This window comes from Agromyces neolithicus (genome assembly GCF_039529735.1).
GTDB lineage: Bacteria > Actinomycetota > Actinomycetes > Actinomycetales > Microbacteriaceae > Agromyces > Agromyces neolithicus.
Window position 1 is genome coordinate 25893 of sequence record NZ_BAAANJ010000001.1, and the last position, 23961, is coordinate 49853.

A 23961-nucleotide genomic window follows, 5' to 3' on the forward strand; every position below is an offset into this window, starting at 1 on the left:
GTTTCTCCGTTGAATTGGGCGAACGTCACGGCGGTCGGGAGGTGATCGTCCCTCAACAATGGTGAATGACGAAGATGTGCCCCACAACCGTGAAACCGCACCAAATCGAGCCGTAGGATGTGCAGATGCATAACGAACCTGGGTCCTTCGCGCGGCGGATCGCGACGACCTGCCTTCGGGACATCGACGCGATCGCCTGGCGCTACGTGCGCGAGGTGCGCGAGCTCTCGGGGTATCTCGACTCGGTGATCGACGACGACGAACTCTTCCGAGCCGCGAAGGCATCTCTCGAGATGCTCTTCGGCCTCATTGCCGGCGCAGACCTCGATGCGCAGTTGACCGCGCACTCCGATGCACTCGGTCGGCGCCGCGCGCGCCAGGGCATCCCTCTCGATTCGCTGCTACGGGCGGTGCGAATGGACTTCCGCTTCCTGTGGAACGCCATGCGCACATACGTCGACGAAGCCGAGATGCCCGCCTTCTCAGATGAGGTCGTCACCATCTGGGATGCGGTCGAGGTGCACACAATCAGTGTTCACGCCGGGTACATGGCCGAGCTCGCCGACATGGACCGTGAACTCGAGCTCGCCCGGGCATTCCTGCTTCGTCGCCTTCTCGAGGAGACCGCCCACGATCCGCGGCTGTACGCGCAGGCGGCTGAGACGTTGGACCTCGACCCCGACGGGGAGTTCTTGGTCGCGGTCGGCAGCTCGCAGTACGCTGGCGAATTCCGCGCTGCGATCCGTTCCGCATTTCCGACTGCGACGATCGACCGGCTCGGCGGTGTCGAGTTCACGATCATCGAAGCGTCATCCTTGGGCGAGGAGATGGCGGCCGCGCTACGCGCTACGCCCACGGGCCTGTCGCCGATCGCTGCCGGCGTCGAGGAACTCGGCGCGATGTGGCGGGCGGCGCGCGAACTCGCCGCGCTGGTGCAACGCCCAGACGAGGCGGCCACGCTCGACCGGCACTGGGACCGCTTGGCCGCAGATCGCCTGGACCGGGTCATCCGCGCATACGCACGGCAGGCGCTCGCGCCACTCGCCACAGTGCCCGACCGGGAGCGGGCGCTGCAGATCGAGGCCGTGCAGCAGTACCTCGAGAGCGGGTCGATCACGCGCACATCAGAGGCGTTGTACTGTCACCGGAACACGATACTCAACCGGTTGAACCGGTTCTCGGAGGCGACCGGGCTCGACCCGACCGTGCCCTACGACGCGGGCACCATCCGGCTCGTGCTCGCCGTGTCCGACGGCAGTGTTGCGTCCGGCTCAGCCGGCTGATGATGGTGCGTGCCGCGCGGCGCGGGGAGGCCTGACCGCGCCGGACCCGTGACGGCTCATCACGAGACGGCGCTGGAGTCGCGGACGCCTTCGCCAGCCGATTTCAGTTCGACTTCGACGAACACGACGAGACCGCGACTGAGATTCACAACGTCGTGCGAGGTGCCGGCTTGACCCAGATACGACACCCCCGCAACCTGGACGAGTTCGATCGGGGTCTCCGCCTCGCGCTCCACCGAAAGCCTGCCGCCGGTGATCGGCACCACGATGTAGTCGAACTCGTGGGTGTGCGGCCCCGTGCGAGCACCGTCCTTCGCGAACTCCCACCGTGTGATCCGCAAGCGCGAATCGTCGGAGGTGATCGTGGATCGTGCGTGCATCGCCATCGCTACTCCTCAGTCGGTGTGCTCCAGCCGAGCGCGCGAATCGATCACCGTCCCGCGGTGGGGGCACCAGAGCAAGCTATCAACGCTACCGACGCTGCCTCGAAGATCGACTTGGAATCGCTCGGCCCTCACGGTGGCGTCACGACCTTCGTGATACGGGATGCCACGGGGACGACCTGTGGCATCCGTCGTGCACATCGCTTCACGCCAGTGCGAACCTGAGCTCGGCGATCGCCGGGCCGTCCCAGACCCCTCCGTCGAAGTCGTCGCTTCGCACGGTGACGACCTTGCCGCCCTTCGAGATGACGAGCAGCGCGAGCTGCGGCAGCAGGTCGCCGGCGTGGGTGCCGTCGGCGAGCGTCTGGCCCGATCCGTGGTCGCTGGCGAACTCGATCGCACCGGTCTCGCGGTCGAGAGTCCCGTTCACCGATGACGTGAAGTCGAACCAGAAGCGCTCGACCGCGCCGTCGGCGGCCTCGCGGCCGATCGCCGCCAGGTCGCGCTCGACCCGCCCGGCCGTGCCCTCGGTGAGGTCGCGCAGTTCAGCCTCGGCCTCGGTGACATTGAGGCGGGCGAGCTGCAGGCGGATGGCCTCGTCGACCTCAGCGGCCCCGAGCTCGTCGGGGTTGCCGGGCACTGGGATCACCCGGCGCCCGCTCTTGGCGCGGTCCATGAGCTGGCTGAGCAGCGGTTCGGTGGCGAACACGAAGATCGGCACCTTCAGGTCGGGGTCGAGCTTCATGAGCTCCCCGCGAACGGTGTCGGCGACGCGTTTGGCGTAGATGTCGGAGAGTGTCTTCTTGCCCTCGTCGCCGGTGAGCCGGCTGCGGTCGCCGCGGAGGCGACCGCCACGCGGTCGCACCTCGCCCGGCTCGCGATGCGTCGCCGCCTCGACGTTCGCAGCGGCCGCGGTGTCGACCTCGAGCTTCACCGCGCGATCGGTGGGGGTGGCGTGCCAGAGCGACCATTCGTTGGCCGAAACCGTGAGTGCATATGCTTCTTGGTCTTGGCTCGGTGCGCGAAGCAGCTGCCCGAGTGTGAAGTGCGAGCCGACGTGCACGGCGTCATCGAGCCGGTTGGGCAGCACGAACACCTCGCTGCAGTCGGGGCCGACGAAGATCGCGATCGAACGCGAGAGCCCCGCCCACAACTGCTGGTCGCCGACGATCGAGTTGCGCTCGGCCCGCAGCGCCTCGAGTTCGGCGTTCGACGCACCCGAGGCCTTGACCTGTTCGATCGCGTCGTCGAAGGCGCTCTTCACGGCCACGGCCGAGCGTTCACGCTCGCTCACGACGGGCGAGGTCGACGCATAGATCGTGATCGACGGGTGATGGGTTCCTGCCAGAGTGGCGAAGTCGGCCGCGGTAGGCAATTGGTAGTGGACGGTCATACGTTCCTCCCCCGATCGCGCGACGACGATGTCGCTGTCCTCCAGCCTATGAAGGTCCGGAGGCGAGCGACACCCCTCTGGCAGACCTATCGGCCGACCGGGTGGTTCGACCGCATGACCCCGGTCGGGTCGACCGCGTGCTTGACGGCACGGAGCCGTTCGAGCCGGGCGCCGAAGAAGCGCTCAGCCGTGCGCGAGTGCTCGGCGAAGTTCAAGTAATCGAGCGATGCGCGCCACGGTTCGATGCGCGAAAGCAGGCGGCCGAGCGACGCCACAACGCCATCGTGAGCACCCGGAATCGCGATCCCGGCCGCGAAGACGAGGTACTCCGCGTCGAATCCGGCGGTCACGCCGGGCATCGCCGAGCCGGTCGCCTCGGCACGGGCCACGGCGGCCTCGGGCCGCAGGCCCGCTCCGATGTGGCGGATCTCGGCCGACAGCAGGTCGGTCGCGACATCCGCACCGACGGCGGCCAGGAACGCACGCACCGCAGCCGGCGGCAGTTCGGCGAGCATCATGCCGTCGCCGATGCCGGGGGTCGGCCCGGGCGGGTCCATGTGCAGCTGCAGCAGCTCGGCCGTCGGCTGCGGGTGCACCGTGTCGATCTCGGGACCGAGGTCGCGCAGCGGCCCGAGCAGTTCATCGGCGCGATCGGGCGACTCGAGGATCGCGGCCTCGACGACCACGAGTGACCGGCCCGAGAGGAACGGGGGCAGGTCGGGCAGCGGCGGGAGGCGCAGCACACGGCCGACCGAGGTCACGGAGTCGGGCGCCTCGGCGGTCCAGCCCGCCCATGCCTGCAGCACCTCTTCGGCGCGCTCGATGGGCCAGAGCAGCATGCCTGCGACGACCTCGGGGATCTCGAAGAGGTTGAACTCGATGGCGGTGACGACGCCGAAGGCACCGCCGCCGCCGCGAAGCGCCCAGAACAGCTCGGGCTCGTGCTCGGCGTCGACCCGGCGGCGAACACCGTCGGCCGTGACGAGTTCGATCGCGACCACGTGGTTCGCGGCGACGCCGTAGGTGCGGGCCAGCCAGCTGATGCCGCCGCCGAGCGTGTAGCCCACGACGCCGACGTCGTGCGACGACCCGGCGAGTGCGGTCAGCCCGTGCGCGGCGGCCGCGGCGACCACGTCGCCCCACTGGGCACCGGCCTCTGCACGGGCGATGCGCCGCTCGACGTCGACCTCGACGCCACGCAGCTCATGCATGCGCAGCAGGATCGCATCGGCGAGACCGTCGTCAGCGGCGAGCGGCCCGGCGTTGTGGCCGGTGCTCTGGGGGGCGACCGCCAGGCCGAGTCGCTTCGCGACGCGCACGGTGTGGGCGATGTCAGCGTCGCTCGCGGCGACGACGACCGCGGCGGGTCGCTGGTCGACCGCGAGGTTCCAGGCGGATCGCGCTTCGTTCCAGCCGGCATCGGCGGGGGTCAGCACGCGGCCGGTGACGGTGGCGGCGAGGTTCGCGAGCACCTCGTGCAGCGTGAGGTCGGAGTCGTCGTCGTTGAAGCGCGAGGCCTCGAACAGGTCGGTGACGATGGCGTCGAGGTCGGGCTGCGTGGCAGGCTGCGCGGCAGCAGACACAGGGGAGTTCACGGTGGTGTTCCTTTCGGGGACTCAGTCGCGGGCCGGACGGCGGGGGCCGGTACTCGACGGCCGGGCGGAATCGCACGGCGCTCGCAACGAGACCCCATCCAAGGCCCGGCGCCGGTGCGCCGCGTCAGTGAGTCCCCTGCGATCGCGTCAGGGATATCCCGCAACGCTCGCAGGGCGCGACGGCGTGCGTTGCGCCGCCGGAATATCGGATGCCTCGTGGCGGTTGCGATCTGGGATGGACACTGCGCTGCGACTCTCGGTTCTCGACCTCGTTCCCGTTCGCTCGGGCCAGACGAGCAGGCAGGCGGTCGCGGCATCCGTTCGCCTCGCGAAGCTCGCCGACCGGCTCGGCTACACCCGCTATTGGTTCGCCGAGCACCACAACATGCCTGCCGTCGCGTCGACGACCCCGCCCGTGCTGATCGCGTCGATCGCGGCGCAGACCGAACGCATCCGCGTCGGCTCGGGCGGCGTGATGCTGCCCAACCACGCACCGCTGGTCGTCGCCGAGCAGTTCGCGGCGCTCGAGGCGCTCGCGCCCGGCCGCATCGACCTCGGCATCGGGCGGGCGCCCGGCAGCGACCCGGTGATCACGCAGCTGCTGCGCATCTCGGGGCCCACCGCCGATGTCGACCGCTTCCCCGACCACATCGCCGACATCCTGTCGCTGCTTCAGCCCGACGGCGCGTCGTTGCGGCTCACGAGCGGGCGCGAGTACGCGATCACGGCGACGCCGGCGGCGACGGATGTCCCGACGCTGTGGCTGCTCGGATCGAGCGACTATTCGGCGAAACTCGCCGCGTCGCTGGGCCTGCCGTACGTGTTCGCGAACCACTTCTCGGGCGACGGACTCGAGCGCGCGCTCGAGCTGTACCGCACCGATTACCAGGCGAGCGAAGCGCACCCGGTGCCCGAAACGTTCCTCACCGTGAATGCGTCGGTCGCACCGACCGTCGAGGAGGCGCGGGCGCGGGCGCTGCCGCAGCTGCGCTCGATGGCGCGGTTGCGCACCAACCGTCCGATGCGCCCGCTCGAGACCGTCGAAGAGGCGCAGTCCGCGCCCACCGACACGATCGGCGACGAGGTCATCGCTGCGATGGAGAAGCGGTGGATCATCGCGGACGCCGCGGGGGCCGGTGCCGAGCTCCGGCGCCTCGCCGAACGGCACGGCATCGACGAGGTCATGGTGTCGCCGATCGGCGGGTCGTTCGACGCCGAACCCGCCGATGCCGCGCCCGGCCGCGAGCAGACGCTCGAGCTGCTCGCGGCACGGGCGGTCGCGTAGCGCTCGAAACATGACGGATGTCCCGGGCTCGCGCCCGGGACATCCGTTCGTCTGTTCTCGGCCGTCAGGCGGCGAGACCCAGGCGACGCAGATCCTGCGTCGACGCGTGGTACTCGTCGCCCGCGGCGATCGTGGTCTCGCGGGGTACGCGCGCGCCGTTCTGCACGCGTGCGCCTTCGCCGAGGGTCGCATAGGGACCCACGACGGCGTTGCGGCCCACGACGGCGCGACGGCCGATGTGCGCGTTCACGCCGATGACGGCGCGCTCGGCGACGATGGCGTCGCTCTCGATCCACGCGCCGGGACCGATCTGGGCGGCGCGCTGCACCTCGGCGCCGGGGTCGACGTAGGCCTTCGGGTCGACGAACGCGGTCGGGTCGACCTTGGCGGTCGTGGCCACGAGGCCGCGGCCGTTCACGTGCTTGCGGTAGCGACGCGTGATCCCGGCTTCGTCCTCGAACTCGACATAGCTGATGCCCACGTGCTCCTCCTTCCGGCGCGGTGGCTCCACGCCCGGACATATGTACAACATCGAAGCTGACCGGGGCATTCCCGGGGGTGCGCACCGTTCGAGCGGCGCGTTCGGCGCAGCATTCGAGGTGCGTTCAGCGGTTCGATCAACTGTCAGTGCCAGTACCGATGCCGTCGCCGCCCTGCGTGGCTGCCGCCATCGAGCAGGAGCTCGCCGCAGCCGCGATGCCGCGCGCAAGTTAGGCTGTCCTAAGCCGACGCCGTCGGCGTTGACTCCCGCCGACGCACCCGCCGGCATGACCCGGGACCGCTTATGACCGCCGATTCCCCGTTGCTCGAACTCGAGCGCGTGCGCATCCGCCACGAGGGCGCGACGCGGGCGACGCCAGACGAAGTGACGTTGTCGATCTCGGCGGGCGAAGTCGTGCTGCTGCTCGGCCCGTCGGGGTGCGGCAAGTCGACGCTCGCGCTCGCGCTCGACGGGCTCGTGCCGCATGCCGTGCCCGCCGAGCTTTCAGGAACCGTGCGCATTGCGGGACTCGACAGCCGCGACCACAGCGTGGGCGTGCTGAGCGAGCACGTGGCGATGGTGTTCCAAGACCCAGACGCGCAGGTCGTCACCGCCACGCTGCTCGACGAGGTGGCCTTCGGCCCCGAGAACCAGCTCGTGCCGGTCGACGAGGTGCTGGCGCGCGCCGAGCGGGCCCTCAAGCTCGTGGGTCTGTGGGAGCGCCGTCACGAGAACCCCGACCGGCTGTCGGGCGGCGGGCGGCAGCGCCTCGCCATCGCCTGCGCCCTCGCCATGGCCGCGCCGGTGCTCGTGCTCGACGAGCCCACGGCCAACCTCGACCCCGCCGGCATCGACGAGGTCTACGCGGTGCTGCGCGAGCTCGCGAGCGATCGCGACCACGCCATCGTGCTCGTCGAGCACAACCTCGACGCGGCCGTCGACATCGTCGACCGGGTCGTCGTGCTCGACGCCGCGGGGCGCCTCGTGATCGACGGGCCCGCACGCGACGTGCTGCGCGAGCGCGCCGCCGAACTGCTCGAGCTCGGCGTCTGGCTGCCGGTCTCGACACTCGCCGCGATGCGGTTGCGCGACGCCGGCGTGACCCTCGACCCGCTGCCGCTCACCCCGGCCGAGCTCGCGACCGCGCTCGACGCCCACCCCGTTCTCCCCGCCCCGCAGCCGGCGATTCAGGTCGGAACCAATGCACGCGAGCCCGCGATCGCGGTGCGAGGGCTCTCGGTGCGCCGGGGCGGGCGTCGGGGTCCAGTCGTCGTGCACGAGGTCGACCTCGACGTCGTTGCGGGCGACTTCGTCGCGATCGTCGGCACCAACGGGGCCGGCAAGACCTCGCTCCTGCAGGCGATCGCCGGCGTCATCCCGCCGCCCGCCGGCACGGTCGACCTGCTCGGCCTCGATCCCACCCGCGCCGACGCGCGCACGCTCTCGCGCCGAATCGGGTTCGTGTTCCAGAACCCAGAGCACCAGTTCGTCGCGCACAGCGTGCTCGGCGAGCTCGAGCTCGGCCTGCGCGTGCACGGCATCCCCGAGACCGACCGGCCCGAGGCCGCGATGCGCATGCTGCGCCGCTTCGGGCTCGAGCAGTTGCGCGACCAGCATCCGTTCCTGCTCTCGGGCGGGCAAAAGCGTCGTCTGTCGGTCGGCACCGCACTCATCGCGGGCGCCCCGGTGCTCGCGCTCGACGAGCCGACGTTCGGCCAGGACCGCGAGCGCGCCGCCGAGCTGCTCGACATGCTGCGCGAACTCAACGACCAGGGCACGACGGTGCTCGTCGTCACGCACGACCTGCAACTCGTGGCCGACTACGCGACCCGCGTCGTCGTCATGCGCGACGGCCGCATCCTCGGCACCGGCCCCTCGGCCGAGGTGCTCGCGGGCCCGCTGATCGACGAGGCCGGACTGCGTCACCCCCCGCTCGCGAGGGCGACGCGCGGCCTGGCGAACCACCCCGAATGGCATGGGGTGAGCCGGATGTCCCAACTCCCGCGAGCGCCCGAGGCGGCGGCATGAGTGCGCCGACGACTCACGACACCGCACACACGGGGCCCGTTCCGACGACTCCGGCGCCCGCACATCCCGACCCGTTCGCCGAGCAGCACCCGGCACGGGGCATCCGATTCCTGTATGCGCTCAACCCGCTCGCGAAGCTCGCCGCACCCCTGCCGTTCATGGTCGCGCTCGTGTTCACGCGGGGCTTCGCCGTTCCGATCGCGTTCATCGTGCTCGCGATGGCACTGCTGCTCGTCGGGGCCCGGCTCACACCGAAGGGTGTGCTCGCGCTCGTGCTCGGCACGCCGGCCGCCGTGCTCGCGCTCGGCGTGACGTTCGGCGTGTGGGTCGACCCGTCGCGCATCGACGCGACGAGTGCCGCGGCATCGGTGGTGCTCGTGCACGTCGGCGAGTGGCAGTTCACCCTCGCCGCCTACCTCGTGGGGCTGGCGACGTCGCTGCGCCTTGCTGCGCTGCTCATGCTCTCGCTCGTCGCGGGCCTCACCTCGACGGGACCCGAGTTCGTTCGCGCGATGGTGCAGAACCTGCGGGTGCCCTACCGCGTCGGCTACACGGCGCTCGCGGCGCTGCGCTTCGTGCCGAGGTTCGGGCACGAACTCGAGGTGATCCGCGCCGCCCACCGGGTTCGCGGAACCGACACCCGACGCGGACCCGTCGCCGCGGTGCGGAGGGGCCTCGGTTACTCGATCCCGCTGCTGGCAAGTGCGATCCGCCACGCCGAGCGGGTGGCGCTGGCCATGGACGCCCGGGCATTCGGCGCACACGACACCCGCACCGAGCGCACGCTCAGCCGGTGGCGGAGTCGCGACACGGTGTTCGTCGTCATGTTCTGGGCCGTTGGAGCCGCGGTGTACCTGGTGGCGTTGCAGGTCGGCGTGGCGTCCTCGCCGGTCGAGTAGCGAGCGCAGCGAGCGTATCGAGACCCGGGTCTCGACACGGCGCCGGCGGGTCTACTCGACCGACGAGCCTCGGCTACTGCGAAGGCGGCTCGGTGCCCCCGGCGGGGGGTTCGGTGCCCTCGATCTCGACGAGGAACACCAGCGTCTGGCCACCGAGCTCGTGCGCGGCGGGGTCGGTGCCGTACGCGAACTCCGGCGGGATCACGACGATGAGCTTCGTGCCGACCTTCTGGCCGACGAGCGCGGCGCCGAAGCCCTGGATGACACCGTCGGTCGTGAACGTCGAGGGCTCTCCGCGGGTGTAGCTCTGGTCGAAGACCTCGCCGGTGTCCCAGCTGATGCCCTGGTAGTGCACGGTGACGCTGTCGCCCTCACCGACCGTGTCGCCGTCGCCCTCCTCGAGCACCTTCATCTGCAGCTCGGTCGGTGCGTCGACCTTCGGCAGGGTCACGGTGGGGGCTTCGCCCTCGGCGCCGAACTTCACCTCGGGCACGTTCTCGGTCCACTCGGCGGGCTTCAGCGGCTCCTGCACCTCGACGACGTCGATGACGATGACGACGTCCTCGTCGGCAGGCAGGCCGATCTGCTCGTTGCCCTGGCCGTCGTAGAGCGCTGCGGCTGGAGCGACCGTTACGGTGCGCGAGCCCAGCGGGACGCAGTCGATGCCCGCGCGGAACGCGTCGAACACCGTCTCGTCGCCCACGGTGATCTGGGCGGGCTGTGAGAGGAGCTCGTCGCCCGAGGCAGCCGAGTACAGGGTGACGACGGCGTTGATCTTCTGGCCGGCCTCGGTCACGTCGCCGTCGCCCTCGATGGCGACGGTGCGCTCGAGCTTCTCGGTCACGAGCGGGGTGGTGAAGGTCGCGGTCGGCGACCCCGGGAACTCGCCCTCGACGGTGACGCCCTCGCTCACCGAGCCCGAAGCGACGTCCATGCACTCGGCTGCAGCCGGGGTCTCGGAGGCTTCTGGGGCAGTGCCGCCGGCGCAGCCGGCGAGAAGGAGGGCCGCGGCTGAGGCGAGCGCGATGGGCGCGGCACGGCGCAGTGCACGATTCATGAGGGTGAGGCTCGATTCGATCGGAGACGAGAATGCTGAACGCAGGTCGTCCAAGTCTGCACTGTTCGCCTTTCGATTGCCTGAATCCCATGAAACCGGTGGCAGGCGCGCGACAATGGGCGCATGGGGGACACGACGGGCGAACCCGAAATCGTCGGGGGTCTCGCGCATGCAGCGACATCCATCGCCGATCTCGACGAGCTGATCTGGAATCCGATCTCGACGGCCGCGGTGGCACGGGCCCGCCCGCGGTTCGACGAACTCGTGCTCGACGCGTGCGCGCGTGACGGGGCATCCGCACTGCCGACGGCCGAGCTCGTCGGCATCGGTGGCCTGGTCGACGCGGTCGACGGGTCTGCCGAGCTCATCGACATCGCGCGCGAGCGCGCAGGCGATCGGATGCCCCAGCTGAAGTTGCACGTCGCCGACGCCACCACGTGGGAGACGACCGGCTACGACCTCGTGCAGTGCGTACTCGGCGTGACCACGTTCACCGACCTCGACGCGGGCACGCAGCACCTCATCGAACGGGCCGCGCCGGGCGGGCGCGTGGCGATCACGACGTGGGCACCCGGAGCCCTCGAGCCGCTGCGGGAGATCCTCACGGGCGTGCTGCCCGGCGACGACGCGGCGCCGGCACCAGAGGTCGACGTGCTGCATTCGCCCGGGAGCCTCGCACACTGGCTCACGGGACTCGGCCTCGTCGGCGTGCGCGCCGAGAACGTGCAGCGACACCTCGACCTCACCGACGAGATCGCCTGGACGGTCGTGCTCGGCACCGGGCTGCGCGACGCGCTCGGTGAACTCGACGACGACGCCATCGCGGCGGTGCGCGCGCGCTTCCTCGCGACGCTCGCCGAGCGCGGCGCAACCTCGGTCGATCTCACGACGCTGATCGCCGTCGGCCACCGCCCTGGCTGACGACTCCGACGACTCCGACACTGATGCCGTGTGGCATCAGTGTCGGAGTCTCCTTCGCGCTGAGCGCCCCGTCGATCGGGATCGGGCACGCGCGAATCCGTGTCTCGGTTGCATCACGATGGCTTGCGGATGCCTCCTGACGCAACGTATCTTCGTAAGCATCGAAATAGTGACCGAATGGTCGGTCATGAAGTCGGTCTCACTCAGCGCGAGAACCCGAGAAGGCTCAAAGGAGAGTTCCCCCCATGCACCGTGCCCATCGCCGTCTGCTCGTTCCCGCCGCGGTCGCGGCATCCATCGCACTCGCATTCACCGGATGCTCCGCCTCGAACTTCGGCGGCGACAACGGTGGCGGCGACGGCGCCGCCGAAGAGGGTCCCATCAAGATCGGCGCTGTGCTCGACATCACCGGTGTCGGCGCCAACCTCGGCGTGCCCGAGCAGAACACCCTGAACATGCTCGCCGACCAGCTCAACGAAGACGGCGGCATCAACGGCCGCGAGGTCGAGTTGATCATCGAAGACAACCAGTCCACCGAAGACGGCGCCGCCCGCGCCACGACGCAGCTCATCGAGAACGATGACGTCGACCTCATCATCGGCGCCTCGCGCACCGGCCCGAGCCTGGCCATGCGCCCGCTCGTCGAGGCCGCCCAGATGCCGACCATCTCGGTTGCGGCGAACGCCGCCATCGTCGACGGTTCCGAGTGGGTCTTCAAGACGGCGCAGAACGACCTGGTCGTGCTCGAGCGCATCCTCGACGACGCCGAGTCGAAGGGCTACACGAAGATCGCCCTCGCCCGCGACGCGACAGGCTTCGGCGAGGGCATCGCCGACATCATCACCGAGCTGGGCGCCGAGCGCGGCATCACGCTCACCGCGACCGAGGCGTTCGAGCCGAGCGCGACCGACTTCACCGCACAGATGACGAACCTCCGGGCGGCAGACGCTGACGCGGTCATCATCTGGGGCATCACGCCGTCGGCCGGTCTCGCGCAGGCCGCCTACGTGCAGATCGGCGTCGACAAGCCCGTGTACCAGTCGCACGGTGTCGCGAACGACGCGTTCTTCGAGGCTGCCGGCCCTGCTGCAGAGGGCGTCATCGCCCCGATGGGCCGCCTGCTCGTCGCCGACCAGCTGCCCGCCGACGACCCTCAGAAAGAGGTCATCGACCAGTTCATCGCCGACTACAGCGAGGCCTTCGGCGAGTCCCCGTCGAGCTTCGCCGGCCACGCCTACGACGCATGGAAGATCGGCGTCGCGGCAATCGAAGAGGCCGGCACCGAGCCCCAGGCACTGCGCGACGCGATCGAGGCGACCACCGAGTTCGTGGGCATCTCGGGCATCTTCACGATGACTCCCGAGAACCACTCGGGCCTCACCGCCGACGCGCTCATCATGGCGATCGCCGAAGGCGGTCGCTGGAACCTCAACGAAGAGTAAGCCGCGTCCGTTGACCGATTTCCTCCAGCTGACGGCGGCAGGGTTGTCGCAGGGCTCCGTGTACGCCCTGCTCGCCGTCGGCCTCATCGCCACCTACACGGTGCGGCACGTCGTGAACATCGCGCAGGGCGATTACGCGATGCTGGCAGGCCTCGGGAGCATCTCGCTCGTGAGCGCCGGCCTGCCGCTCCCCCTCGCCATCCTCGTCGCACTCGTCAGCGTCACCCTCGCCTCGGTACTCATCGAGCGGCTCGTGATCTCGCGCGTCAAGAACCTCACGACGCTCGTGTCGATCATCCTGACGCTCGGTGTGTCGACGCTGCTGCAGGCGATCATGCTGCTCGTCTGGGGCGCCGAGGCCAGGCGCCTGCCCGCGTTCCCCGGCGAAGACCTCGTCATCGGCGGGGTCAGCATCCGCTCGCAGGAACTCTGGATGCTCGGCGCGCTCATCGTGGTCGGCGGCGGCGTGCTGCTCTTCTATGAGAAGACCCGCTGGGGCAAGGCGCTTCGCGCCTCCGCAGAGCAGCCCGTCGCGGCGCGCATCGTCGGCATCTCGCCGGCTGCGGCATCCATCATCGCCTTCGCCATCGCCGGTTTCGTGGGTGCGGTCGCGGGCGTCGTCTCGTCGCCCATCTACCTTTCGATCTGGTCGGGCGGACTGCTGCTCGGGTTGAAGGGATTCGTGGCGGCCGTGCTCGGCGGCCTCGTGTCGTTCCGCGCGGCGATCGTCGGGGCGCTGCTGCTCGGCATCCTCGAGTCGTACGTCGCGGGCTATGTGGCGTCCGGGTGGAAGGACGCGGTCGCGTTCTTCATCCTCATCATCGTGCTCATCATCCGGCCGGCGGGCCTCGTGCTGCGCCCGAACGCGGTAAGGGTCTGACGTGACGCTCCTCGACAAGACCGAAGGCTCCGTCCGGTCGAAGACCGGGTTCTGGCCCAACAACCGCGCCACCATCATCGGCATCGCGGTGTTGACCGTCATCATCCTGATCGTGCCGTTCACCGCGAGCTCTTCGATGATGAACATCGCGGTGTTCTCGATGATCTTCGCGCTGCCCGCGATCGGCCTCTCCCTGCTCATGGGCCTGGCCGGCCAGGTCTCGCTCGGACAGGCGGCGTTCTTCGCGATCGGTGCGTACACGCACGCGATCCTGCTGCAGAAGTTCGAGATGCCCGGAGTCGTCGCCGCGATCGGCGGCGTCGTGGCGGCGATGCTCGCGGCCCTGCTCGTGGGTCTGCCGATGCTGCGCCTGCGCGGCCACTACCTCGCCCTCGCCACCCTGGGCCTCGGCTTCATCGTCATGATCGCGGTGCGCGAATGGGACTTCACCGGCCGCACCACGGGCATCTACGGCTTCGGCCGGCCCGAGGTCTTCGGCATCTCGATCGACAACAACGGCCTCTTCTTCTGGTTCGTCGCGCCGTTCGTGATCATCGGCCTGATCCTCGCCCTGAACCTCACGCGCTCCCGAGCGGGCCGCGCCCTCTCGGCGGTCAACGACTCCGAGCTCGCGGCCGAGTCGCTGGGCGTGAACACCTACTCCCTGCGCGTGAAGGTGTTCACCCTGTCGGCCGGCTTCGCGGGCCTCGGCGGCGTGTTCTACGCCTACCACGTGCAGATCGTCTCCCCGCAGGTGGCCGAGTTCCACGTGTCGGTCGAGCTGCTGCTCATGGTCGTCATCGGCGGGCTCGGCTCGGTGTGGGGCGCCATCGCGGGCGCGTTCATCGTGGAGCTGCTCTCCGAGGGGCTGCGCGACCTGATCCCGGCGATCATCCCGGGCGCCACCGGCGAGGTGCAGCTGATCGGCTACGGTCTCGTGCTCATCCTCGTCATCCTGCTGCTGCCGGGCGGCCTCTACCAGGTCGTGCGCACGGTGTGGGCCGCCATCAGGGGGCGAGCCGGCCGGCGAGCCGATGCCGCGGCAGCGAGTGCGGCAGCCGAAGGGGCCGCGGTCGGCGAAGTGCCCACCCGCGCCTTCGGGGGTCTGCCCGCCGAACCGGGCGACGCCGGTGCGCTCTTCGACACAGACGCAGACGCAGACGCCGATGCCGATGCCGCGGCGACGGACACAGGGGGCTCCGACCTCGCCGAGGCCGCCCTGCCCGCCGTCTCGACGCCCGTGCCCGCGGGCGAACCCATTCTCGAGGTGCGCGGACTCACGAAGCGCTACGGCGGCGTCGTCGCAGTGAACGACGTGAGCTTCACGGTGCCCGCCGGGCGCATCATGGGCCTCATCGGCCCGAACGGCGCCGGCAAGACCACGTGCTTCAACATGATCACGGGCGCCATCTCGCCGACATCAGGCACCGTCTCGTTCCTCGGCGAAGAGGTGCAGGGTCGCAAACCGCACGTGGGCGCGGTGCGCGGACTCACCCGCACGTTCCAGAACCTGCAGGTGTTCTCGTCGACCGACGTCGAAGGCAACGTGTACATGGGCCGCTACCGCAAGGGCCGCGCGGGTATCCTGCGCGGCATGCTGGGCCTGCAGGGCCGAGAGCAGTACGCGCACGAAGACATCGCACGGGACATCCTCGATGCGATGCGCCTCGGCGACGTGGCGAGCCTTCCTGCCGGCGACCTGCCCTTCGGCCGCCAGCGCATGATGGAGGTGTGCCGAGCGCTCGCCCTCGAGCCCGCGCTGCTGCTGCTCGACGAACCGATGGCCGGCCTCTCAGGTCACGAGCGCGAGATGCTCGCGGCCCTGCTTCGCCGACTCCGCGACGCCGGCCTCACGATCGTGCTCGTCGAGCACGACGTGGCGCAGGTCATGGCGCTCGCCGACAGCGTCGCGGTGCTCGACGAGGGCGAGCTCATCGCACACGGCGATCCCGAGTCGGTGCGCAACGATCCGGCGGTCATCGTCGCCTACCTCGGCACCGACGCCGAAGAGGCGAAGGCCGAGCTCGAGGAACTGGAGGAGCAGTCATGACGCTCAAGGTCGAGTCGCTCGGCGCAGGCTACGGCAAACTGGCGATCCTCCACGACGTGAGCCTCGAGGTCGCCGCGGGCGAGATCGTCACGGTCGTCGGCTCCAACGGCGCCGGAAAGACCACGCTGCTGCGCGCGGTGAACGGCATCCTCAAGCCGACCTCGGGGCGCGTCACGCTCGACGGCACCGACATCACCGGGCGACCCACCGAGAAGATGGCATCGCTCGGACTCACGCACGTCCCCGAGAACCGCCTGTGCTTTCCGTCGCTGTCGGTACGCGACAACCTCGACCTCGGGGCTTGGACGCGACGCGGCAAGGGCGACCTCGACGCGGTGCTCGAACTGTTCCCCCGGCTGCAGCCGCGCCTCGGCCAGGCCGCCGGCACGCTCTCGGGCGGTGAGCAGCAGATGGTGGCGATCGGGCGCGGCCTCATGGCCGACCCGAAGGCGATCCTGCTCGACGAGCCGTCGATCGGGCTGGCGCCCAAGGTCGTGGCCGAGATCATGAAGGTGCTCACCCACCTGCGCGAGCGCGGGCTCGCGGTGCTGCTCGTCGAGCAGAACGTGCGCGCGTCGTTCGGCATCGCCGACCGCGCGGTCGTGATGCAGCGCGGGCGGGTGGTGCTCGAGGGCACGCCGCACGAACTCGTCGAGCTGCCCGAGGTGCGCAACGCCTACCTCGGCGGCGCGGCCGCCTGAGCGCACCGCCGGTCGAGCAGCGCCGACGCCCGCTCCGCCGGTCGAGTAGCGCCGACGCGCAGCGGCGACGCGTATCGAGACCCGCTGCACGCGTCAGTCGTCGACCTTCCGGCGCTTCACCTCGGGGATCGTGAGCTCGGGCACCGCGCGCTTCATGAACTCGTCGAAGTCGGGCACGGTGAACGCGGCGTAGCCGTGCTCGGGCGTGTAGAGCAGCCCCATGTCGATGAGCTCGGCCCGGGTTGGCCCGACCTGCGTCGACTCGCGCCCCAGCACCCGCGCGACATCGGAGGCCTTCTGCGGCTCGGGCCCGAGTTCGGCCATCGCCCGCAAATACGCGGTCTGCAGCGGGGTCGCCCGGTCGAGCCGCACCCGGAAGAACGAACCGTCGAGCTTGGCTTCATAGGCCTCGCGGGCCAGCTCGACATCGCTGCGGTGCACGCGGCGGCCCTCGGCGACCGCCCAGACCTCGTGACCGAGCTCCTGAATGAAATAGGGGTAGCCCTGGGTGATCTCGATCGCCAGGTCGACCGCGTCGTCGTCGAACACGACCCCCTCGACGCGAGCGGGCTCGGTGAGCGCCGCACGGGCGTCGTCGCCCGCGAGCGACCCGATGACGGGAAAGGTGAAGAGCCGCTCGGCGTAGGACTTCGCGTCGCCCGCGAGTTCGGCGATCTGCGGCAGCCCCGACCCGACGAATATGACCGGCAGCCTGCGCTGCACCGTCTTGTGGATGGCCTGGATGAGCGCCTCGAGCTGCGTGCGACCGAGGAATTGCACCTCGTCGATGAGCAGGGCGACCCCGCGATGCTGCTCGTCGGCCGCCTCGCCGAGTGCCACGAGCACGTCGGTGAGGTCCATCGAGAGGTCGCCGTGATCGCCTGCGCCCTCGGCGGGCGGCACGTCCCACGAGACGCTGAACGTGCCCTTCTGGTCGACCGACACCGCGAAGGCGCTGAGCACCTCTGCGGCCCGCCGCCCGCGCTCGGTCCAGCGGGCACGGGGCGACAGGTGCAGCAGCGCCGCCCTCAGGTGCGAGAACATCGTCTGCCGGAACCGCGCGTCGTCGTGCTTGTTCGCCTCGATCTCGACGACCTCCCAACCGGCCGAACGGGCGATCTCGCCGAATCGGCCGAGCAGCACGGTCTTGCCGACGCCGCGCAGGCCGGTGACGATCATCGACTGCTCGGAGCGATGTCGTTCGAGCCGGCCCAGCAGCACGGTGAACGCCTCGATCAGGTCGTCCCTGCCGACGACGACCTCGGGCGCGGCGCCCGCGTTCGGCGTGTACGGGTTGCTGATGCGGTCCATGCTGGCGAGTTTAGGAGTCTTGGGCCGATTTATCGAGATTTCATAAAGTGGACTAAGAGCCACAACCCTCCCCGATAGAATATCGATACGAAACGAGTGCGACCGCTGGGAGGCTGAATGATCGCCAGCCTCGCTGCGTTCGCGGTTCTCGCCCTCGTCACCCCATACGCCACGAGGCTGCTCGGCCGCCGGGTCTTCGCCGTCATCGCACTGCTGCCCGCCGCGGTGTTCGTGCTGCTGCTCACGTGGGTGCCGGGCGTGCTCGCGGGCACACCCGTCGTCGAAACCGTGCCGTGGATCCCCGCCCTCGACATCGCCCTGAGCTTCCGGCTCGACGCGCTCGCCCTGCTGCTCTCGCTCATCGTCACCGGCATCGGCGCCCTCGTGCTGCTCTACTGCATGCGCTACTTCAGCGACGACGAGCCGGCGCTCGGTCGCTTCGCCGCACTGCTGCTCGCCTTCGCGGGCGTCATGTTCGGACTCGTCACCGCCGACGACGTCTACATCATGTTCACGTTCTGGGAAGCCACGAGCGTGCTGTCGTACCTGCTCATCGGCCACTACACGGGCCGCAAAGAGAGCCGCGGTGCCGCGCTGCAAGCCCTCACGGTGACCACCTTCGGCGGGCTCGCGATGCTCATCGGCCTCGTCATCCTCACCGTCGCGGGCGGCACGACGTCGCTCGCCGAGCTCATCGCGAACCCGGTCACCGGTGCGGCGGGCGAGTGGGCGATCGCCCTCATCCTCATCGGGGCGGTGTCGAAGAGCGCTCTCGTGCCGTTCCACTTCTGGTTGCCGGCTGCCATGGCCGCGCCGACACCCGTGAGCGCCTACCTGCACGCCGCCGCCATGGTGAAGGCCGGTGTCTACCTCGTTGCGCGTCTCGCCCCCGGCTACGCCGAACTCGAGGTGTGGCATCCGATCGTCATCGGCCTCGGCGCATTCACCATGCTCGTCGGCGGCTGGCGCGCGCTGCGGCAGTACGATCTCAAGCTGCTGCTCGCGTACGGCACGGTCAGCCAGCTCGGCTTCCTCGTCATGGTCACCGGGTTCGGCACGCGCGACGCGGCGCTCGCGGGCGTCGCGCTGCTGCTCGCGCACGCGATCTTCAAAGCGGCGCTGTTCCTCGTCGTCGGCATCATCGACCACGCGGCGGGCACCCGCGATTGGCGCAAGCTCTCGGGTCTCGGCCGTCGCATGCCGGTCGTCGCGACGATCGCGTTCGTCGCCGCCGGATCGATGGCGGGGCTGCCGCCGCTGCTCGGATTCGTCGCGAAAGAGGCGGTGTTCACCGCCGAGCTCGAGGCAGCGGTCACGGGTGACGGCTGGGGCTGGGTCGCCCTCGCCGCGGCGTTCCTCGGCTCGGTGCTCACGGTCGCGTACAGTGCGCGTTTCCTGTGGGGCGCGTTCTTCACGCGAGCCGATGTCGCGCCCACGCCGCTGCACCGCGAGGGCGCGCTCATCGCGACCGCGCCGGCGCTGCTCTCGGCGGCGAGCGTCGTGTTCGCGTTCACGGTGCCGTTCATCGAACCGCTGCTCGCCGCCTACGCCGACTCCCTGCCCGGCTCCGAGCAGTACCACCTGGCGCTCTGGCACGGGCTCGAACCCGCCCTCGCCCTGTCGGCGGCGGTGTTCGCGATCGCGGCGGTGCTCGTCTGGGGGCGCCAGCGCGTCGCACGCATGCAGGCGGCGATGCCGCCGACCCTCGATGCAGCACGCGGGTACCTCGGCATCGTCTCGGTCGTCGATCGCATCGCGGCGTGGGTCACGACGGCGTTCCAGGTGCGCGGTCTCACCGGCTATCTCGCGATCATCATCGCCGTCTTCATCGGCGGGCTCGGCAGCGCGGCGCTTATGAACCAGACATGGCCCGATGCAGTGCGGCTCTGGGATGATCCGGCGCAGCCGTTCGTCGCGCTGGTCATGATCGTCGCGGCGATCGTGGCCGCCATCGTTCGACGACGGGTGACGTCGGTGCTGCTCGTGAGCGTCACCGGCTACGGGCTCGTGCTGCTGTTCGGAATGTCGGGCGCCCCAGACCTCGCCCTCACCCAGGCTCTCGTCGAGACCCTCACCCTCGTCGTGTTCGTGCTCGTGCTGCGTCGCCTGCCCAAGCAGAGCGCAGCGCACCCCACTGCCCTCGGACGCGTGAACCGTGTCGTCATCGGCCTGCTGGCGGGCCTCGTCATGGGCGTCATCGGCCTCGTGGCACTCGGTGCCCGCATCGAGCCGACCATCGCCGAGGGGCTGCCCGCGCTCGCGATCGAGGCGCACGGCACGAACATCGTGAACGTCATGCTCGTCGACATCCGCGCCTGGGACACGCTCGGTGAGATCTCGGTGCTCGTCGCCGTCGCCACCGGCGTCGCGAGCCTCATCTTCGTGTCGGGCCGCACCGGCGGCGCACCTCGCCTCGACGCGTCGCCCGACCGGCGCAACCGCCTGCAGCCCGTGCCCGAACTCGCGTCGAGCATGCGCGCGGCCCGCCCGAGGCTCGCCGACGTCGACGACGAGACCGACGAGGCGGCCGAAGCGCACGAGACCCGCCAGACGTGGCTGCTCGCCGGCCGCACCCTGTCGCCGCGCAACCGGTCGATCCTCATCGAAGTGCTGGTGCGGCTGCTCTTCCACCCCGCGATCATCGTGTCGGTCTACCTGCTGTTCGTCGGGCACAACGCGCCCGGCGGCGGCTTCGCCGGCGGCCTGCTCGCGGGGCTCGCACTCGTCGCGCGCTACCTCGCCGGGGGTCGCTACGAGCTCGGCGAGGCCGCGCCGGTCGACGCCGGACGGCTGCTCGGCACGGGCCTGCTGCTCGCCGCCGGCACTGCCGCGATGCCGCTCGTGTTCGGCGCCACGGTGTTCCAGTCGACCTGGTTCGAGGCCGACGTCGCCGTGCTCGGACACCTCTCGATCGGCACCTCGACGCTCTTCGACATCGGGGTGTACCTCGTGGTCGTCAGCCTCGTGCTCGACATCCTGCGTTCGCTCGGCGCCGAGGTCGACCGCCACCAGGAGGAGTCCGAAGAGGAACCCGCCGGTCGAGCGTCGGATCGAGTAGGCGCGCCAGCGCCATATCGAGATCTAGCGCCCGAGGAGCGTATCGAGACCACCGCAGCGGGTCTCGATACGCGTCCTCCTTCGTCGGGCGCTACTCGACCGACCGAAGGCGAGGTGCGCGCATGACCGCCTCGCTGACCCTCGTCGTGCTCATGGCTGTGCTCTTCGGCGCCGGCATCTCGGTGATGCTCGAACGCAGCCTCACCCGCGTGCTCATCGGGTTCCTGCTCGTCGGCAACGCCGTGAACATCCTCATCTACCTCATGAGCGGCGCCCCCGGCCTCGCGCCGATCCTCTCCCCCGGCGTCGACGAGACCGAGATCTCCGACCCATTGCCGCAGGCGTTCGTGCTCACCGCGATCGTCATCAACCTCGGCATCACCGCGTTCATGCTCGCCCTCATCTACCGCTCATGGTGGCTGGCCCGCCTCGGCCCCAAGGGCGACCTCGTCGACGACGAGACCGAACTCGTCGAAGACGCCGAAGAGGCGGCCGACCTCATCCGCTCGTCCGCGGCCGACGACGCGGCGATCCAATCGATCATCGATGCGAGCGACGAGGAGTTCGACTTCGACGAAGAGCTCGAGCGCGAGGCATCCTCGCGTGATGATCTCGATACGCGTCCTCCTTCGTCGGGCGCTACTCGATCACCGGATGAGGGGGCGAACCGATGACCGCCTCACTCGTGCCCCTCGTCGTGCTGCTGCCGCTGCTCGGCGCCGCGACGACGCTCGTGCTCGGTCGGCACCGCCGCGCCCAGATCGCCGTCGCGGTCGGCGTGCTCACCGCGGTCACCGCCATCGCGGCCGTGCTGCTCGTCATGGTCGACACGACCGGGCCGGCCGTCGTCTACGTCGGCGGGTGGGATGCCCCGTGGGGCATCACCCTCGTCGTCGACCGGTTGTCGGCGATCATGCTGCTGATCTCGGCGATCATGCTCGTCGTCGTGCTCGTGTACTCGGTGGGCCAGGGCATCGCCGACCAGCACCGCGAGACGCCGGTTTCGATCTTCCACCCCTCGTACCTGATCCTGTCGGCGGGCGTGTTCAACGCGTTCATCGCGGGCGACCTGTTCAACCTCTACGTCGGCTTCGAGATCCTGCTCGCCGCGAGCTACGTGCTGCTCACCCTCGGCGGCACCGGCGAGCGCATCCGCGCCGGCGTCACCTACATCATCACGAGCCTCGTGTCGTCGCTGTTCTTCCTCTCGGCGATCGCGCTCATCTACGGCGCCACGGGCACGGCGAACATCGCCCAGCTGTCGGTGCGCCTCGCCGAGCTGCCCGACGACGTGCAGCTGATTCTGCACCTGCTGCTGCTCATGGCGTTCGGCATCAAGGCGGCGGTGTTCCCGCTGTCGTTCTGGCTGCCCGACTCCTACCCCACCGCGCCCGCGCCGGTGACCGCCGTGTTCGCGGGCCTGCTCACGAAGGTCGGCGTGTACTCGATCATCCGCACCGAGACGTCGATCTTCAGCGCGAGCGACCTGTCGGGGCTGTTCCTCGTGATCGGCGGGCTCACGATGCTCATCGGCATCCTCGGCGCGCTGACGCAGGCCGACATCAAGCGACTGCTCTCGTTCACCCTGGTGAGCCACATCGGCTACATGATCTTCGGCATCGGGCTCGCGAGTGTGCTGGGGCTCACTGCGACCATCTACTACGTCGTGCACCACATCACGGTGCAGACGACGCTGTTCCTCACCACCGGGCTCATCGAGCGATTCGGCGGGGCGACCTCGATCAACCGGCTCGCGGGACTGCTCAAGGCGTCGCCGTTGCTCGCCGTGCTGTTCTTCATCCCCGCGCTGAACCTCGGCGGCATTCCACCGTTCTCGGGGTTCCTCGGCAAGGTGGGGCTGTTCGTCGCCGGGGCGCAGGGCACGGCGGCGGATGCCCCATCCGGGCCTGCGTGGCTCATCTGGGTCGTCATCGCGGCGGGCGCGGCGACGTCGCTCGTCACGTTGTACGCGCTCACCCGGTTCTGGAACATGGCCTTCTGGCGCCGCCGCGACGAGCTCGAGGGCTACGAGTCGGTGCTGCTCGAATCGGTGCTCGAGGCGCCCGAGGGCGTCACGGTCACGGCCACTCGCACGACGCCCGTGCTCATGATCGTGGCGACGGCCACGCTCGTGATCGTCACCGTGAGCCTCACGGTCTTCGCCGGACCCCTGTTCGACCTCGCGGGCCGTGCCGCCGAGGGACTCGGTGACCCGTCGATCTACGTCTCGCTCGTCTTCCCCGGGGGTGTGCAATGAGCGAGGCGACGCGCGACGTCTCGCGCTGGCGGTCGGTGTGGCGGCAACTGCCGCTGCTCGTCGGGCTGCTCGTGCTGTGGCTGCTGCTCTGGGACCACATCGATGTGCTCACCGTCGTCACCGGCGTGCTGCTCGCCGTCGGCGTGACGCGAGCGCTGTACCTGCCGCCCGTGCTGCTCAGCGGCCGCTTCAACCCGTGGCGTGGGCTGCTGCTCGGCCTGCGCATGATGTACGACGTCACGGTCGCGTCGCTGCAGGTCGCGGCGTTCTCGCTCTGGCCGTGGTGGAAGCCCGTGAACTCGATCATCGCCGTGCAGCTGCACACACGCTCCGACCTCGTGACCACCCTCACCGCCGAGGCGACCTCGGTCGTGCCGGGCACCGTCGTCGTCGACATCGACCGCGAACGCGGGCTGCTCTACCTGCACGCGCTCGGCACCCGCACCCAGTCAGACATCGACCGCACCTACCGCCACGTGCTCGGCACCGAAGAGCGCATCGTGCTCGCCATCGGCACACGTGAGCAGGCCGAGGTCGTGCGTGCCGAGCGGCGCGCTCGCCGGCTCAGCGGCACGAAGCACGTATCGAGACCTCACGGCCGCGACCCCGGGACATCCGACGGCCCGTCACAGAACGGAGGCGCATCGTGACCTTCCTCACCGTCGTCGGCATCATCGCCGCCGTCATGTTCGGCATCGGCGCCATCGCCGCGGTCTCTCGCATCATTCGGGGGCCGACGATCCTCGATCGGGCGCTCGCCACCGACGTGCTGCTCGCGATCTCGATGTGCGCGCTCGGCGCCGAGATGGCGATCAACAAGCACACCGACACGCTCGTGGTGTTGCTCGTGCTCGCGATGTTCGCCATCGTCGGCTCGATCGCGATCGCGCGGTTCATGGCGAAGCAGGATGCCTCGTGACCGCCGCCGAGATCGCGCC

20 protein-coding genes are annotated in these 23961 nt (G+C 69.8%); 14 read left to right on the forward strand and 6 right to left on the reverse strand.

Annotated features, from left to right (window positions below; all coding sequences use genetic code 11):
• The first annotated feature begins 125 nt into the window (after window positions 1–125).
• The gene (locus ABD164_RS00115; RefSeq protein WP_344292177.1) at window positions 126–1283 is read left to right on the forward strand and encodes a PucR family transcriptional regulator; all 1158 of its coding nucleotides are present in this window, start codon (window positions 126–128) and stop codon (window positions 1281–1283) included.
• 59 nt (window positions 1284–1342) lie between these two features.
• Here the strand turns inward: ABD164_RS00115 and ABD164_RS00120 are convergent, their stop codons facing one another.
• The 3 genes from ABD164_RS00120 to ABD164_RS00130 form a co-directional block, all read right to left on the reverse strand.
• Window positions 1343–1549 carry a cupin domain-containing protein gene (locus tag ABD164_RS00120; protein WP_344292178.1) on the reverse strand — a complete coding sequence of 69 codons (207 nt, stop codon included), beginning with the start codon at window positions 1547–1549 and terminating at the stop codon, window positions 1343–1345.
• 322 nt (window positions 1550–1871) lie between these two features.
• On the reverse strand, window positions 1872–3059 hold the full coding sequence (locus ABD164_RS00125) for a hypothetical protein (protein ID WP_344292180.1): 1188 nt from the start codon (window positions 3057–3059) through the stop codon (window positions 1872–1874).
• Between the two features lie 86 nt (window positions 3060–3145).
• Window positions 3146–4654, reverse strand: coding sequence for an FAD-binding oxidoreductase (locus ABD164_RS00130; protein WP_344292182.1), 1509 nt, complete (start codon window positions 4652–4654; stop codon window positions 3146–3148).
• 235 nt (window positions 4655–4889) lie between these two features.
• Between ABD164_RS00130 and ABD164_RS00135 the strand changes: the two genes are divergently transcribed.
• Window positions 4890–5939, forward strand: a complete 1050-nt coding sequence (locus ABD164_RS00135) for an LLM class flavin-dependent oxidoreductase (RefSeq protein ID WP_344292184.1) — start codon at window positions 4890–4892, stop codon at window positions 5937–5939.
• Between the two features lie 64 nt (window positions 5940–6003).
• Here the strand turns inward: ABD164_RS00135 and ABD164_RS00140 are convergent, their stop codons facing one another.
• Window positions 6004–6420 (reverse strand): transferase, encoded by a 417-nt coding sequence (locus tag ABD164_RS00140; RefSeq protein WP_344292185.1) that lies wholly within the window; start codon window positions 6418–6420, stop codon window positions 6004–6006.
• Between the two features lie 303 nt (window positions 6421–6723).
• Here ABD164_RS00140 and ABD164_RS00145 point away from each other — a divergent pair, with 303 nt between their 5' ends.
• Window positions 6724–8448 carry an ABC transporter ATP-binding protein gene (locus tag ABD164_RS00145; protein WP_344292187.1) on the forward strand — a complete coding sequence of 575 codons (1725 nt, stop codon included), beginning with the start codon at window positions 6724–6726 and terminating at the stop codon, window positions 8446–8448.
• Window positions 8445–9347, forward strand: a complete 903-nt coding sequence (locus tag ABD164_RS00150; RefSeq protein WP_344292189.1) for an energy-coupling factor transporter transmembrane component T — start codon at window positions 8445–8447, stop codon at window positions 9345–9347. The genes ABD164_RS00145 and ABD164_RS00150 overlap by 4 nt, the downstream gene beginning before the upstream one ends.
• Window positions 9348–9420: 73 nt before the next feature.
• Here ABD164_RS00150 and ABD164_RS00155 read toward each other — a convergent pair whose 3' ends face one another.
• On the reverse strand, window positions 9421–10404 hold the full coding sequence (locus ABD164_RS00155) for an FKBP-type peptidyl-prolyl cis-trans isomerase (RefSeq protein WP_344292190.1): 984 nt from the start codon (window positions 10402–10404) through the stop codon (window positions 9421–9423).
• 123 nt (window positions 10405–10527) lie between these two features.
• Here ABD164_RS00155 and ABD164_RS00160 point away from each other — a divergent pair, with 123 nt between their 5' ends.
• The 5 genes from ABD164_RS00160 (at window position 10528) to ABD164_RS00180 (ending at window position 16398) form a co-directional block, all read left to right on the forward strand.
• Complete coding sequence (locus ABD164_RS00160; RefSeq protein ID WP_344292192.1) at window positions 10528–11325, forward strand: class I SAM-dependent methyltransferase; 798 nt, start codon at window positions 10528–10530, stop codon at window positions 11323–11325.
• A 245-nt stretch (window positions 11326–11570) separates the two neighbouring features.
• The gene (locus ABD164_RS00165) at window positions 11571–12767 is read left to right on the forward strand and encodes an ABC transporter substrate-binding protein (RefSeq protein ID WP_344292194.1); all 1197 of its coding nucleotides are present in this window, start codon (window positions 11571–11573) and stop codon (window positions 12765–12767) included.
• A gap of 10 nt (window positions 12768–12777) precedes the next feature.
• Window positions 12778–13647 (forward strand): branched-chain amino acid ABC transporter permease, encoded by an 870-nt coding sequence (locus ABD164_RS00170; RefSeq protein WP_344292196.1) that lies wholly within the window; start codon window positions 12778–12780, stop codon window positions 13645–13647.
• Between the two features lies 1 nt (window position 13648).
• Window positions 13649–15697, forward strand: coding sequence for a branched-chain amino acid ABC transporter ATP-binding protein/permease (locus ABD164_RS00175; protein ID WP_344292197.1), 2049 nt, complete (start codon window positions 13649–13651; stop codon window positions 15695–15697).
• The gene (locus ABD164_RS00180) at window positions 15694–16398 is read left to right on the forward strand and encodes an ABC transporter ATP-binding protein (RefSeq protein WP_344292199.1); all 705 of its coding nucleotides are present in this window, start codon (window positions 15694–15696) and stop codon (window positions 16396–16398) included. The genes ABD164_RS00175 and ABD164_RS00180 overlap by 4 nt, the downstream gene beginning before the upstream one ends.
• 93 nt (window positions 16399–16491) lie before the next feature.
• Here ABD164_RS00180 and ABD164_RS00185 read toward each other — a convergent pair whose 3' ends face one another.
• On the reverse strand, window positions 16492–17709 hold the full coding sequence (locus tag ABD164_RS00185) for an ATP-binding protein (RefSeq protein ID WP_344292201.1): 1218 nt from the start codon (window positions 17707–17709) through the stop codon (window positions 16492–16494).
• A 117-nt stretch (window positions 17710–17826) separates the two neighbouring features.
• Between ABD164_RS00185 and ABD164_RS00190 the strand changes: the two genes are divergently transcribed.
• From ABD164_RS00190 to ABD164_RS00210, 5 genes are read left to right on the forward strand one after another with little or no spacing between them, the layout of a single operon-like run.
• Complete coding sequence (locus ABD164_RS00190) at window positions 17827–20892, forward strand: Na+/H+ antiporter subunit A (protein ID WP_344292203.1); 3066 nt, start codon at window positions 17827–17829, stop codon at window positions 20890–20892.
• On the forward strand, window positions 20889–21440 hold the full coding sequence (locus ABD164_RS00195; protein WP_344292206.1) for an NADH-quinone oxidoreductase subunit K: 552 nt from the start codon (window positions 20889–20891) through the stop codon (window positions 21438–21440). The genes ABD164_RS00190 and ABD164_RS00195 overlap by 4 nt, the downstream gene beginning before the upstream one ends.
• On the forward strand, window positions 21437–23023 hold the full coding sequence (locus tag ABD164_RS00200) for a Na+/H+ antiporter subunit D (protein WP_344292208.1): 1587 nt from the start codon (window positions 21437–21439) through the stop codon (window positions 23021–23023). The genes ABD164_RS00195 and ABD164_RS00200 overlap by 4 nt, the downstream gene beginning before the upstream one ends.
• Window positions 23020–23673 (forward strand): Na+/H+ antiporter subunit E, encoded by a 654-nt coding sequence (locus ABD164_RS00205; RefSeq protein WP_344292210.1) that lies wholly within the window; start codon window positions 23020–23022, stop codon window positions 23671–23673. Before ABD164_RS00200 ends, ABD164_RS00205 begins: the two co-directional genes overlap by 4 nt.
• On the forward strand, window positions 23670–23942 hold the full coding sequence (locus ABD164_RS00210) for an MrpF/PhaF family protein (protein WP_344292212.1): 273 nt from the start codon (window positions 23670–23672) through the stop codon (window positions 23940–23942). The genes ABD164_RS00205 and ABD164_RS00210 overlap by 4 nt, the downstream gene beginning before the upstream one ends.
• The last annotated feature ends 19 nt before the right edge of the window (window positions 23943–23961 follow it).